13 protein-coding genes are annotated in these 12,913 nt (G+C 70.7%); 1 reads left to right on the top strand and 12 read right to left on the bottom strand.

What is annotated here, in order from left to right:
- The first annotated feature begins 294 nt into the window (after positions 1 to 294).
- The gene (locus tag DV20_RS15405; protein WP_235190848.1) at positions 295 to 1,242 is read left to right on the top strand and encodes an RCC1 domain-containing protein; all 948 of its coding nucleotides are present in this window, start codon (positions 295 to 297) and stop codon (positions 1,240 to 1,242) included.
- Between the two features lie 57 nt (positions 1,243 to 1,299).
- On the opposite strand, the gene DV20_RS15400 is transcribed toward DV20_RS15405, so the two are convergent.
- The 12 genes from DV20_RS15400 to DV20_RS15345 form a co-directional block, all read right to left on the bottom strand.
- Positions 1,300 to 1,965, bottom strand: a complete 666-nt coding sequence (locus DV20_RS15400; protein ID WP_051736011.1) for a hypothetical protein — start codon at positions 1,963 to 1,965, stop codon at positions 1,300 to 1,302.
- A gap of 41 nt (positions 1,966 to 2,006) precedes the next feature.
- Positions 2,007 to 2,657 carry a hypothetical protein gene (locus DV20_RS15395; RefSeq protein WP_235190847.1) on the bottom strand — a complete coding sequence of 217 codons (651 nt, stop codon included), beginning with the start codon at positions 2,655 to 2,657 and terminating at the stop codon, positions 2,007 to 2,009.
- Positions 2,654 to 3,169 carry a hypothetical protein gene (locus DV20_RS15390; RefSeq protein ID WP_084093492.1) on the bottom strand — a complete coding sequence of 172 codons (516 nt, stop codon included), beginning with the start codon at positions 3,167 to 3,169 and terminating at the stop codon, positions 2,654 to 2,656. Before DV20_RS15390 ends, DV20_RS15395 begins: the two co-directional genes overlap by 4 nt.
- Positions 3,154 to 4,359 (bottom strand): MCE family protein, encoded by a 1,206-nt coding sequence (locus DV20_RS15385; RefSeq protein WP_043780666.1) that lies wholly within the window; start codon positions 4,357 to 4,359, stop codon positions 3,154 to 3,156. Before DV20_RS15385 ends, DV20_RS15390 begins: the two co-directional genes overlap by 16 nt.
- A complete protein-coding gene (locus tag DV20_RS15380) occupies positions 4,359 to 5,486 on the bottom strand; it encodes an MCE family protein (protein WP_084093491.1) in 1,128 nt (375 codons plus the stop codon). Before DV20_RS15380 ends, DV20_RS15385 begins: the two co-directional genes overlap by 1 nt.
- Positions 5,483 to 6,490 (bottom strand): MCE family protein, encoded by a 1,008-nt coding sequence (locus DV20_RS15375; RefSeq protein ID WP_043780977.1) that lies wholly within the window; start codon positions 6,488 to 6,490, stop codon positions 5,483 to 5,485. Before DV20_RS15375 ends, DV20_RS15380 begins: the two co-directional genes overlap by 4 nt.
- Entirely contained in the window at positions 6,487 to 7,479 is a 993-nt protein-coding gene (locus tag DV20_RS15370; protein ID WP_043780974.1) for an MCE family protein, read from the bottom strand. The genes DV20_RS15375 and DV20_RS15370 overlap by 4 nt, the downstream gene beginning before the upstream one ends.
- The gene (locus DV20_RS15365; protein ID WP_043780665.1) at positions 7,476 to 8,483 is read right to left on the bottom strand and encodes an MCE family protein; all 1,008 of its coding nucleotides are present in this window, start codon (positions 8,481 to 8,483) and stop codon (positions 7,476 to 7,478) included. Before DV20_RS15365 ends, DV20_RS15370 begins: the two co-directional genes overlap by 4 nt.
- Positions 8,480 to 9,754, bottom strand: coding sequence for an MCE family protein (locus DV20_RS15360; RefSeq protein ID WP_043780663.1), 1,275 nt, complete (start codon positions 9,752 to 9,754; stop codon positions 8,480 to 8,482). Before DV20_RS15360 ends, DV20_RS15365 begins: the two co-directional genes overlap by 4 nt.
- Complete coding sequence (locus DV20_RS15355) at positions 9,751 to 10,602, bottom strand: MlaE family ABC transporter permease (protein WP_043780662.1); 852 nt, start codon at positions 10,600 to 10,602, stop codon at positions 9,751 to 9,753. Before DV20_RS15355 ends, DV20_RS15360 begins: the two co-directional genes overlap by 4 nt.
- A gap of 1 nt (position 10,603) precedes the next feature.
- On the bottom strand, positions 10,604 to 11,398 hold the full coding sequence (locus DV20_RS15350; protein ID WP_043780661.1) for an MlaE family ABC transporter permease: 795 nt from the start codon (positions 11,396 to 11,398) through the stop codon (positions 10,604 to 10,606).
- Between the two features lie 475 nt (positions 11,399 to 11,873).
- Positions 11,874 to 12,866: an LLM class flavin-dependent oxidoreductase gene (locus DV20_RS15345; RefSeq protein ID WP_200876431.1), complete on the bottom strand. Its 993-nt coding sequence runs from the start codon at positions 12,864 to 12,866 to the stop codon at positions 11,874 to 11,876.
- Positions 12,867 to 12,913 lie beyond the last annotated feature (47 nt).

The raw sequence follows: 12,913 nt of genomic DNA, 5'->3' as shown, positions 1-12,913 counted from the left end.
ATCGGTACCGCGAATTCCCCCGGGGATTTCCCTGGCTCAGCCCTGACCCTCGCGAGGTGGCTGTGAGAAATAAGGTTACTCGCCAGTCGGTTGCGCAACAAGCATGTGCCGGACCGGAACCGGCGGTGGTCCTCACGGCCACGATTTTTGTCAACAGCGGAGTATGCGCAGCGGACTCTTGGTTGGCGCTTGACAAAGAACTCGACGGGTGTCGTCGGGCGATTGTCCGGGTTAGTATCTGGGTGCGCGCGTGCACCGTAACCGCGCGAATCGATTCAGCGAAAGAAGATACCCGTGGCCGAAGTCTACCGTTTCCGGAACGCTTCCCGGCGGTCCGCCGTGCTGGCGGCCGCGGCACTGGTCGCCGTCCCGTTCGTGTCGTCCGCGTCCGCCGCGGCCGAGGACACCGGCGGCGTCCTGGAGTGGGGCTACTCGAACTACATCTCGGGGCCGTCGCCGGACGCGCTCGAGGGCGTGACCTCGGTGTCCATGGGCAGCATGGACGCGATGGCGCTCAAGGACGGCCAGGTCCTGGTGTGGGGCGACAACAACTTCGGCCAGACGGAGGTGCCGGCGGCGGCGGCGTCCGGTGTCAGCGCGATCGCCGCCGGCTGGGCCCACGAACTCGCGCTCAAGAACGGCGGCGTGCTGGCCTGGGGAAACGACTGGTACGGCCAGACGGACGTGCCCGCCGAGGCGCAGTCGGACGTCGTCGCCATCTCCACCAGCGCCATGCACAGCCTCGCGCTCAAGGCGGGCGGCCGCGTCGTCGGCTGGGGCCTGCGGTCGGACGTCCCGGCCGAGGCGACCTCCGGCGTCACCGCCGTCTCCGCCGGGGGCGACCACAGTCTCGCCCTGAAGAACGGCGGGGTCATCGCGTGGGGCAGCGACAACTTCGGCCAGTCGGACGTCCCGGCCGACGCGCGATCGGGCGTCACCGCCGTTTCCGCCGGTCACCAGCACAGCCTCGCGCTCAAGGACGGCCGGGTGATCGCCTGGGGCCGCAACGACAACCACCAGGCCGAGGTCCCGGAGGCGGCCCAGTCCGACGTCGTCGCGATCGACGCGGGCTGGACGTTCAACCTCGCGCTCAAGAGCAACGGCGACGTCGTCGGCTGGGGATCCAACGACCAGCTGGAGAGCGACCCGCTGAGCAACGGCATCTGCGGCCCGCTGCTGGCCGCCTCGGCCGGCGACCGGTTCAGCGTCGTGCTGAAGGCGGATCCGTCCGCGCCCTGCTGACCGGAACACGGAAAGAGGGGCTTCCCGGCCGGGAAGCCCCTCTTTCCGCCCGGCGGATCAGCCTTCGGTCTTGGCCGCCAGGTCCAGCGAGATCGTGTTGCCCGGCCCGGAGACCAGGGCACCCAGCGCCAGGTCGGCGATGAAGCAGTTCTTGAACTCCGGGATGGTGTAGGTGCCGGTCACCGTGATCTTCGGGCCGAAGATGTCGACGTCCTTCGCGCTCAGGTCCAGGTCGAGCGGCTTGCTCGCCTTGCAGCTGCCCGGCACCGTCGGCAGCGGGATCACCGGGACCAGCAGGCCGGCCCAGATGTCGTAGATCTCCATGTTGGCCTGGGCGTGCGTGGTCAGCGTGCCGTCGGCGAGGGTGCCGGTGGCCGGGCCGGTCGGGGTGATCTTGACCTTCGCCTTGATCTTGAACAGGCCCGACACCAGCGAGATGTTCGCCTGCGACGGCGGCAGCGACAGGTTCGCCCGCAGGCCCACCGAGCCGGTCTGGTCGTCGATGACCAGTGCGCCGTCGAGGTTGCCCGGGCCGAGGGTCATCGCACTGCCGGTCTTCTTGACCACGGTGCTGCCGGTGACGGTGTAGCCGACCGGGATTTCGACCACGTCGGCCGACGCGGGTACGGCGGCGACGCTCAGCGCGATGCCCGCGGTCGCCACGACCGCGGCCGCGCGCGCCCATTTCCGGCCGTTCTTCCGAGTGCGCAACAAAGTGGGCATGCCAACTCTCCTTCGAATTGTGCAGCGGTGGAAAAACTGGGTCAGCGGGGGGTGAGGCCGGTAATCTTCCAGGTATTGCCCTTGCGTTCCGCCGTCACCGAAAGCTGGGCGGCCGCGGAACTGCTCGAATTGTTGTCGGCACGGGTGGCGAACTGATCGAGGAACACGAGCAGCCTGGCGTGGCCGTCGCGGATTTCCTGAACCGCGGAAGACGTCACCCGCGTCGTCAGCACCAGTTTCTGGGCCGGTGCCTTCTCCTTCACCTGGGCGAAGAGCCGGTCGTAGGTGGCGCGGGCGTCACCGCGCAGCACGTCCCGCGCGGCCTGCCCGGTGACGTCGGTCTTGTCGTAGGAGTAGGAGAAGATCCGGTTCAGGGCCAGCGTCACCGCCGAGGTGACGTCGGCGGTGGCCCCGACGTCGGTGAGGGCGCGGTTGGCGGTGGCCGGGTCGTCGGCCGCCGACCGTGCCGCGATGGTGAACACCACGCCCGCCGCGGCCAGCAGCACCGACACCGCGATCAGCAGCGGCAGCAGCACCGGGCGGCGTCGCGACGGCGCGTCGTCCTCCGAAGTCTCCGAAGTCTCCGAAGACTCTGGAGTGGTCCCGGTACCGGTGGTCTCGCCGGGATCGGCAGCGGGGACGGTCACTTCGGGCTCTTCTTCGGTGGCGGCCGGTGCGTCGGCGGTGCTCATCGCGCCCCCACCGGGAGCTCGTCGAGCGCGCTGAGCTTCCAGCCGCCGCCGGTCCGCACCAGGCCCGCCGCGAACCGGTTGCGCTTGGTCGCCGGGGCGACGCCGTCCTTCTGGGCCGTGATCTCCACCGAGGCCAGCAGCTTCGCGGTGCCGGCGTGCTCGTCGAGCTCGCTCAGTGCCGCGTCCAGCACCCTGCCGGTGGACACCGTCGCGTCCTGGACGAGGGTCTTCTTCGTGGCGTCGTCGGTGCGGGCCAGCCGGTCGTGCAGCGGGCCGGTCGACGCGTCGAGCCACTGCGCGAGCCCCTGGTCCAGCCGGTGGTAGTCCAGGGTGCACAGCCGCGCGACCAGCTCCCGGCCGCCGGCCAGCGCCTCGTCGCGCGCGGTGCCGTAGGTCAGCTCTTCGCTGTGCGCGGTCCGGTACCAGGAGAACCCCGACCAGCCCGCGAAGGCGGCGGTGACGACCACCGCGAACACGGCGACCCGCAGCGGCCACTTCACTTTCCCAGCCACAGCATCTCCTCGATGGTCGGGGACACCGCCAGGCCGGGCGACGCCGCGAGCGGGGCTCCGGAGCCCGGCACCGCGGCCGGCGGCACCGGCCGGTGCGGCGCGTTCTGCGAGCCCCGCACCGACGTCGAGTCGCCCTTTTCGAGCGTGCACGACGCGCTGGTGTTGAACGGCAGCGGCGAGGTGTCCGTGCTGGGCCGGTACTGCGTGCTCTCGTACCCGGCGCGGCAGGGGACGGGGTCGTAGAACGTCAGCGCCATGGCGAGGTTGCCGTCGCCGCCGGCGAAGGCCGTCGACGTCGCCGCGACCATCTTCGGCGTCGCCACCAGCAGCTGCTCCAGGTCGCCGGTGCGGGCCTGGACCACCTGCGCCGTGGTGAGCAGGTTGGCCAGCAGGATCGGCAGCCCCGGGTCGGTCTCCCGCAGCAGGGTGCCCAGCTCGCTCGCGGCCGGCGGCGCGGTGGCGATCAGCCGCCGCAGGTCACCGTCCGCGTCGGACAGCTGCGCGGCGAACAGCTTGGCGTTGCCGGCGAACGAGCGCCACTCGGCGGAGGAGTCGAGCTGGGTGCGCAGCACGGTCGAGCCGTCGTCGATCAGCTTCGCCGTCTGCGGCAGGTTGGCCGACGCGTCCTTCGTGAACGAAGTCGCGGTGTCCAGCAGCACCTGCAGGTCCGGCCCGGTGCCGCGCAGGGCGTCGTCGAGCTCGTCGACGACGGTGCGCAGGTCGCCGGTGGGCACGGACGCGGTCAGCGCGTCGAGGTCGCCGAGCAGGTGCTGCACCGGCATCGGCAGCGTCGTCTTCTCCCGCGGGATGACCGAGCCGCCGGCCAGGAACGGGCCGTCCGACGTGCGGGGCTGGAGGTCGACGTACTGCTCGCCGACCGCGGACCGGTTGGCCACCACGGCCTGCGCGTTCGCCGGGATGGGCGGGGCCGAGCGGTCGATGACCAGGTCCGCTTCCATCCCGGACGGCGTCAGCCGCAGCTGCCCGATCCGCCCGACGGCGACCCCGCGGTAGGTGACCTCGCCGTTGGTGAAGATGCCGCCGCCCTCGGCCAGTTCCAGCTTCACGGTGTACCCGCCGTCGCCGAAGAGCCGGCCGATCCCCGCGTAGCTGGCGCCGACGAACGCGACGGTGACCAGCGAGATCACGACGAACGCGATGACCTGGACCCGGATCCTGGTGGTCAGCATCAGCGCCCTCCCGGCGTCGTGACCTGGCCGGCGGCCGGGAGCGGAAGCGGCGGCAGCGTCGGCAGGCAGGGCGGGTTGTTGCCCTTGGCGCCCGGCTCGCAGACGGGCGGGATGCCTTCGCCGTAGTTCGGCAGCTGCACGTCCGGCGCGGGGATGACCGACAGGTAGACGTTGAGGTAGTCGCCCTTGATCGCCGGGAGCACCGCGTCGGTGTACGGGAACGAGGGCAGGATTTCCAGCGCCTTCGGCAGCGACGCCCCGGCGTCGGCCAGCCGCTGCAGGATCGGCGCGAGCGCTCGCAGGTCGGCGACCAGGTCGTCCTTGCTCTTCCGGATGACGTCGGTGGCGACGCCGGAGAGGTCGTCGAGCGACTGGAGCATCGTGACGAGCTGGGTGCGCTGGTCGGTCAGCGTGCGCAGGCCCGGCGTCAGGTCGGTGAGCGCCCCGGACACCTGCTTGTCGCGGTCGGCGAGCGTGGTCGCCAGCCGGTTGACCCCGTCGAGGGCCGTGACGATGTCCTGGCGGTGGGTGTCGAGGTCGGTGGCCAGCGTCCGCACCCCGGACAGGAACGAGCGGATCTGCGTCTCGTTGCCGGTCATCACCTTGCCGAGCTCGCGGTTGATCGTCTGCAGCTGCCCGATACCGCCGCCGTTGAGCAGCAGCGAAAGCGCGCCGAAGACCTCTTCGACCTCCGGGTTGCGGTTGGTGCGGGACACCGGGATCACGGCGTTGTCGGCCAGCCGCGCGGTCTGCCGGGCCTGTCCTTCGGGCGCGGCGAGCTCGACGAACTTCTCGCCGAGCAGGCTGGACTGGCGCAGCCGCGCGACGGCGTCGGCGGGCAGCACGACGGCGCCGTTGACCTCGACGACGGCCTCGGCGGTCCAGCCGTCCGCGCCGAGCCGGATGGTCTGGACCCGGCCGACGGGCACGTCGCCGACCTTCACCGCGGCCTGCGGCACCAGGTCGAGGACGTCGGCGAACTGGACGGTGACGTGGTAAGGGTGGTCGCCGACGTCGGCGCCGCCGGGCAGCGGGAAGTCGTAGACGCCCTTGAACTCGCCCGAGCAGGCGGTCAGCAGCAGGCAGCAGCCGGCCGCCAGGGCCGTGACGCGTCGTGCTCTTCTCATCGTCCGCCCACCTCGTTCGTGTAGACGTCCCCGGTCACCGGCAGCGGCAGGTAGTCGATCAGGTCGGTGCGGGTCTGCAGCGCGCCGGTGCCGGGGTCGACCGTCTGCAGGAGGTTGGTCGCGGCCAGCGGCGCGGTTTCGATGAGCTCGGCCAGCGACGCGCGCTGGTCGGCCAGCGTCTGCGTGGTCACCGCCAGCTTGTCCACATTGGACTTGATCAGCGCCCGGTTGTCCTTGATGAACGCCTGGATGTCGCCGAGCGCGCTGCCCAGCGAGCGCAGGGCCGAGGCCAGCTCGTCGCGGTTGGCCGCCAGCGTGCCGGACACCGCCGCGAGCTGCTGGTTGACCTGCCGCACCTGGCCGTCGTTGGCGGCCAGCATGCTGGTGAACCGCTGCAGCTCCCGGACGGTGGCGAACAGGTCGCCGGAGTTGCCGGACAGCGTCCTGGCCAGCTCCGCGAGCTGCCTGACGGAGTCGTTGAACGCGGTTCCGTTGCCCTGGAGGTTCTTCGCGCCGGTGGTGAGCAGGTCCGACAGGGCGCCGTTCTTGTTCGCCCCGTCCGGGCCCAGTGCCTTGGTGATCGAATCGAGGCTGGCGTACAGCTCGTCGAGCTCGACCGGGGTCGCGCTGCGGTCCAGGCCGATGGTCGCGTGGTTCACCAGCCGCGGTCCGCCGCGGGCCGGCTTGGAGAACTGGACGTACCGGTCGGCGACGACGCTGGGGGCGATGACGACCACGTCGGTGTCGGCCGCGACCGGCGCGGAGCCGTCGTAGGTGAGCGTCACCTCGACCTGCTCGCCGCGCGGGGTCACCGATTCGACCTGGCCGATCCGGACGCCGAGCAACCGGACGTCGGAGCCGCTGTAGACGCCGACCGCGCGGGAGAAGAGCACGGTGGCGCGGCTGAGGCCGGTGCCGGAGAAGAGCCACCACAGCGCGGCCACGACGACGAGCGCCGTGACGAGCGCCGCGGCGAGGAACCGGTAGGTGCGGGTGGCGTTCACTTCGGGGCTCCCGTCCGCTTCGGCGGCACACACGGGTCACGGTTCTCGGGCAGCAGGCCGCAGAGGTAGGAGTCGAGCCACCGGCCGTTGCCCAGCGCGTTGTTGGCCAGCCGGAAGTACGGCCCGGCGGCGGCCAGGCTCTTCGCCAGGTTGTCGTTCTGCCGGGTCAGCAGGTCGGTCACGGTGTTCAGCTGGCTCAACGCCGGCTTGAGCGTGCCGGCGTTGTCCGCCACCAGCCCGGAGAGCTGGGTGGCCAGCGCCTGTGCGCCGGTCAGCAGGTCGTGGATGGCCTGGCGGCGCCGGTCGAGCTCGCCCAGCAGCAGGTTGCCGTCCGCGAGCAGCTGCTCGAAGTCCTGGTTCGAGTCCGCCAGCGTCGTGGTGAGCTTCTTGGCGTTGGCCAGCAGGCCGGCGAGCTGGTCGTCGCGGGAGGACACGGTCTTCGACAACGCGGACAGCCCGTCGAGGGTGGTGCGCACGTGCGCCGGGGCGTTGCGGAAGGTGTCGCTGATCGCGGTGAAGCTGTCGGCGAGCTGCCGGGTGTCGATCGAACCCGCGGTGTTCGCGAGGCCGTTGAACGCCTCGGTGACGTCGTACGGGGTGACCGTCCGGGTGCGCGGGATCGCCTGGCCGGGGTCCTGCACGCCGTCGCCGGTCGGCTTGAGCGCGAGGAACTTGCGGCCCAGCAGCGTCTTGAGCCGGATCTCCGCCGACGTCCGGTCGCCGACCCAGGCGTTCTTCACGCGGAAGGTGACGAGCACGTGGTCGTCGGCCAGTTCGACGTCGCGGACCTCGCCGACCTTGATGCCGGCGACGCGGACCTCGTCGTCGGGCTGCAGCCCGGCCGCCTCGGAGAACTCCGCGCGGTAGGTGGTGCCGCCGCCGACGATCGGCAGGTCGTCGTAGTTGAACGTCAGGGTCAGCAGCGCGGCGAGCACGACGCTCCCGGCGGCGCCGAGCGCGAGCGGATTGCGTTCCTTGAAGGACTTCACGAGCCGCACCTCTCGGCGGTCGCGGGTGTCCCGCGCGGCGGCAGGGTCTGGAGGACGGAGCTGCAGACGTAGAAGTTCATCCACGAGCCGTAGGAACTGATCCGGCCGAGGCCGTTCAGCTTCTCCGGCAACGTGTTCAGCGTCTGCTCCAGACCGGAGAGGGTGTTCTCGTCCGCGAGGTTCTTCGTGACGCTGTCGAGCCCGGTGATGGTGTCCTTCAGCGGCGTCCGTGCCGAGCCGAGCAGGCCCGCGGTCGCCGTGGACAGGTCACCGATGCCGCTGATCGCGTCGCCGATCACGACGCGGTCGGCGGCCAGGCCGGAAACGAGCTCCCGCAGCGTCGAGATCAACGTCGTCAGTGCCGTTCCCTTGCTGTTCACCGTGCCGAGCACGTGGTTGAGGTTGGTGATCACCTCGCCGATCAGCCGGTCGCGGCTCGCGAGCGTCGAGGTCAGCGAGCCGGTGTGCGCGAGCAGCTCCTCGACGGTGCCGCCCTCGCCCTGCAGCACCTGCACGATCTCGCCGGAGAGCTGGTTGACGTCGGTGGGCGAGAGCGCCTGGAACAGCGGCTTGAAGCCGTTGAACAGCTCGGTCAGGTCCAGGGCCGGCGTGGTGCGTTCCAGCGGGATTTCGCCGCCCACCGGCAGCGTGCCGCCGCCGCCGGCGCCGCGTTCCAGGGCGATGTAGCGCTGGCCGACCATGTTGCGGTACTTGATGACCGCGCCGACGTCGGCGGGCAGCTGCCGTCCGGCGTCGAGGGAGAACCGGACGTGCGCCAGGCTGTGGCCGGCGATCTCGAGTTCCTCGACCTGCCCGACGCGGACCCCGGAGATCCGCACGTCGTCGCCGACGTTGAGCGACGTCGCGTCGGTGAAGGTGGCGCCGTAGAGGTCGGTGCGGCCGACGCCGGTGTTGGCGATGGAGACCGCCAGCAGCACGGTCGCGGCCGTGGTGACCAGGACGAAGACCAGGCTCTTGAGCAGCGGGCCGGCGAGGTTCCTCACTTCAGCGTCACCTCCGTGCCGCGGTAGAGCGGGCCGACCAGCACGCTGCTCCAGTCCGCGACCTGCCCGGTCGGCACGCCCAGCTGCGGCGCGAGCACCGTGGCCAGGAGTTCCCGTTCCTGCGGGGAGTTCGCGACGCCGAGGTCGTCCCGCGTGCCGGTCAGCAGCGGGTGCCGGGACGTGCCGGGCGGGACCGCGGCGGTGCCGGTCGTCGGGGCGACGCCGCTGGGGTAGCAGCGCGGGCCGCCGGTCGCCGTGTACTTCGGGTCGTCCTTGCCGGGCACGTACTTGCCGCGGGACTGGGTGACGGTGACGGCGGCGTGCATGCCGGGCTGGTCCGTGCCCTTGCCGAGGGCCTCGTCGACCGGCGCGCGCAGCGCGTCCATCGCCTTGAGGGTGCAGGGGAAGCTGGGGGAGTACTCCGCCGCGACCTCCAGCGCGGAGCGGCTGTCGGCGGACAGCGCGATGATGTTGTTCTTGTTGCGGTCCAGGAACTGCCGCACCTCGCCCGCGGAGCCGCGCACCTGCTGGTAGACCGTGGCGAGGTCGGGTGCCTCGTCGTGCACCGTGTTCAGCGTGACGGCCGAGTCGGTGAGCGCGTCCAGCAGGTCGGGGGCGATGTCGCCGTACAGCCGGGAGACCGACGCGAGGTCCTGGACGTCCTTGGTGAACTGGGGCAGCTGCGGGGTGAAGCCGGTCAGGTAGTCCGCGGCGGTGGCGAGGGTCCGGCCGATCTGCTCGCCGCGGCCCTGCAGCGCCGTCGAGACCGCGGTCAGCGTCGTCGCCAGCTTCTGCGGCTGGACCGCCTGCAGCACCGGCAGGAGGTTGTCGAAGACCCGTTCCAGCTCGACCGCGTTCGCCGACCGGTCCTGCTCGATGACGTCGCCGGCGACCAGGTGCGGCCCGCGCTCGCCGTCCGGGATGGACAGCTGGACGTACCGCTCGCCGAAGAGCGTCTTCGGGACCAGCAGCGCGGAGACGGTGCGGGGCAACATGTCCACCTTGTCCGGCTCGAGCGCAAGCGCTATCTCGGCGCCCTGCGGCGTGGCCCGGATGTCGCGGATCTCCCCGACGAGCACACCACGGGCCTTGACCTGGCCGCCCGGCGCGAGCTGGTTGCCGATGCGGCTCGCCTTGAGCGTCACCGGGACCGTGGTGACGAAGTCCTTGTCGTACACCTTGATCGAGAGCGTCACCAGCACGCCCATCACCACCAGGAACAGCACTCCCGCGGTGCGGATCCCGGCCTTGCGGCGGGTTTCGCGTCTCATCCGGCCACCTGCACGGTCGTCGTCGCGCCCCAGATCGCCAGGGACAGGAAGAAGTCGAGGACGCTGATCGCGACGATCGCGGTGCGCACCGCGCGGCCCACCGCGACGCCGACGCCGGCCGGGCCGCCGCTCGCGCGGAAGCCGTAGTAGCAGTGCGCCAGTACCACCACGACGCTGAAGACCAGGACCTTCCCGAACGACCAGAGCACGTCACCGGGGGGCAGGAACAGCAGGAAGTAGTGGTCATAGGTGCCCGCGGACTGGCCGAAGAACCAGACGGTGACCTGCCGCGAGGCGAGGTAGCTCGACAGCAGCCCGATCGCGTACAGCGGGATGACGGCGAGGAAGCCGGCGATCACCCGGGTCGTCACCAGGTACGGGACACTGGGGATGCCCATCACCTCGAGCGCGTCGATCTCCTCGGAGATCCGCATCGCGCCGAGCTGCGCGGTGAACCCGCAGCCGACGGTGGCGCTCAGAGCGAGGCCGGAGACGAGCGGCGCGATCTCGCGGGTGTTGAAGTAGGCGGAGACGAACCCGGCGAACGCCGACGTCCCGACCTGGTTCAGCGCGGAGTAGCCCTGGAGGCCGACGACCGTGCCGGTGGCCACGGTCATCCCGATCATCACGCCGATCGTGCCGCCGATGACGGCCAGCGCGCCGCTGCCGAAGCTGACCTCGGCCAGCAAGCGGACGACCTCGCGCAGGTAGCGGTGCAGCGCGCGCGGGGTCCAGGCGATCGCGCGGAGGAAGAAGAGGATCTGGTCGCCGAGGGTGTCGAGGAAGCCGAACCGGCGGTCGACGGCCTCGCGTACCCGCGCCGCTCTCGGGAGGTCCGTGGTCGTCACTTCAGCTCCCCTTGGGCGGAACGAGTTGCAGGTAGACGGTGGTGAGGATCAGGTTCAGCACGAACAGCAGCAGGAACGTGATGACCACGGACTGGTTGACCGCGTCGCCGACACCCTTCGGGCCGCCCTTGGGGTTCAGGCCGCGGTAGGAGGCGACGACCCCGGCGACGAAGCCGAAGATGAGGGCCTTGATCTCGCTGATCCACAGGTCGGGCAGCTGGGCGAGGGCGGAGAAACTGGCCAGGTAGGCGCCCGGGGTGCCGTTCTGCATGATCACGTTGAAGAAGTAGCCGCCGAGCACGCCGACGACGCTGACCATGCCGTTGAGGAAGACCGCGACGCCCATCGCGGCGAGCACCCGCGGCACGATGAGCCGCTGGACCGGCGAGACGCCGAGCACCTCCATCGCGTCGATCTCTTCGCGGATGGTGCGCGAACCGAGATCGGCGCAGACGGCGCTCCCGCCCGCGCCGGCGATGAGCAGCGCCGTCACGATCGGGCTGGCCTGCTGGATGATGGCGAGCACGCTCGCCGCGCCGGTGAACGACTGGGCGCCGATCTGCGTGGTCAGCGAGCCGATGTGCAGCGCGATCACCGCGCCGAACGGGATCGAGACCAGCGCCGTCGGCAGGATCGACACGCTCGCGATGAACCAGAACTGCTGGACCAGCTCCCGCACCTGGAACGGGCGGCGGAAGGTCAGCCGGACGACGTCGAGGCCGAGCCCGTAGAGCCGTCCGGTTTGCCGCAGCGCGGCGGCCCCGGGGAACGACGGCGTCGTCGTCCGTTCGGCCATTCGTGTGCCTCCAGCGGTTTCGGCGGCACGCCGAATACACCCGAGATGACCAAGAGGAAATGGACCGAACGGGCTAATAATTGCCGGCCATTCACGGTCTCGGGGGCACCGTGCCGTTTCCTACTGGTCGGTACGCTAACGACGGCCTTGCTGGGAGACAAGAACTTGAGCAGGATCACGCGGTCACGGGCTGGTAACCCCGCATTTCTTGTCCAGGGCTGACAAACGCCCCCGATCTTGTTGTCAGCGGAGGAAAAGAAACTCGCCTCCGGACCCCGCCGGAGCCCGGCGACCCACCCCACTTTGTCAATTCCCGCACCCGGCGGACGTGCTCGAAGGGTCGACACGCGTGTCTGAAGGGTCGACACGCGTGATCAGAGAGACGACACGCTGCGGAGCCGTGGGCGGTGCCGTGTCGACCCTTCAATCACGCGTGTCGACCCCTGGATCACGCGTGTCGACCCTTCAGGACGGGTCAGGACTTGAGGCCGGCGAGGATTTCGTAGGAGCGGACGCGGTCGGCGTGGCCGTGGACCATCGTGGTGACCATCAGCTCGTCCGCGCCGGTGTCGGCCAGGAGCTGCTCGAGTCCCTTTTGGACGGTTTCCGGCGAGCCGACGACGCTGGAGCCGAAGCGCTCGGCCAGGAACGCGCGGTCCATCTCGGTGTACGGGTACTCCGCGGCCTCTTCCGGTGTCGGCAGGGCGATCGGGCGGCCGCGGCGGAGGCTGAGGAACGTCAGCCCGGACGGGCCGGCCAGGAAGCGGGCGCGCTCGTCGGTCTCGGCGGCGACCACGGACACGCCGAGCATCACGTACGGCTCGTCGAGCACGCCGGGCCGGAAGTTCTCGCGGTACAGCTGCACGGCCGGGATGGTGTTCTCGGCGGCGAAGTGGTGGGCGAAGGAGAACGGCAGCCCGAGCCGTCCGGCCAGCTGGGCGCTGAAGCCGCTCGAACCCAGCAGCCACACCGGCGGCTGGTTGCCCTCGGCCACCACCGCGTTGACCCCGCGGGCCTCCGAATGGGTGAAGTAGCCGATCAGCTCCTGCAGGTGCTCCGGGAAGTTCTCGGCCGACAGCCCGCCGGGGCCGCGCAGCGCCAGCGCCGTCCGCTGGTCGGTGCCGGGGGCGCGGCCGATGCCGAGGTCGATCCGGCCCGGGTGGAACGCCTCCAGGGTGCCGAACTGCTCGGCGACGACCAGCGGCGCGTGGTTGGGCAGCATGATCCCGCCGGACCCGACGCGGATCCGCTCGGTCGCGTCGGCGACGTGCCCGATCAGCACGACGGTGGCCGAGCTGGCGATGCCGGGCATGTTGTGGTGCTCGGCCAGCCAGTAGCGGTGGTAGCCCAGGCGTTCCGCGGCGCGGGCGAGGTCCAGGGTGTTGCGCAGCGTCTCGCCGACGGTGTTCCCCTCGGAGACGGGGGACAGGTCGAGCACGGACAGCGGCACGTCAGGCAGTGAGCTCACAACCGGGGTCAACGCCCCGGTGCCGCGATTGCTTCCCGCCGGGCCGT

This window comes from Amycolatopsis rifamycinica (assembly GCF_000695625.1).
Classification (GTDB): Bacteria; Actinomycetota; Actinomycetes; order Mycobacteriales; family Pseudonocardiaceae; genus Amycolatopsis; species Amycolatopsis rifamycinica.
This window is presented reverse-complemented; position numbering and strand designations above follow the sequence as displayed.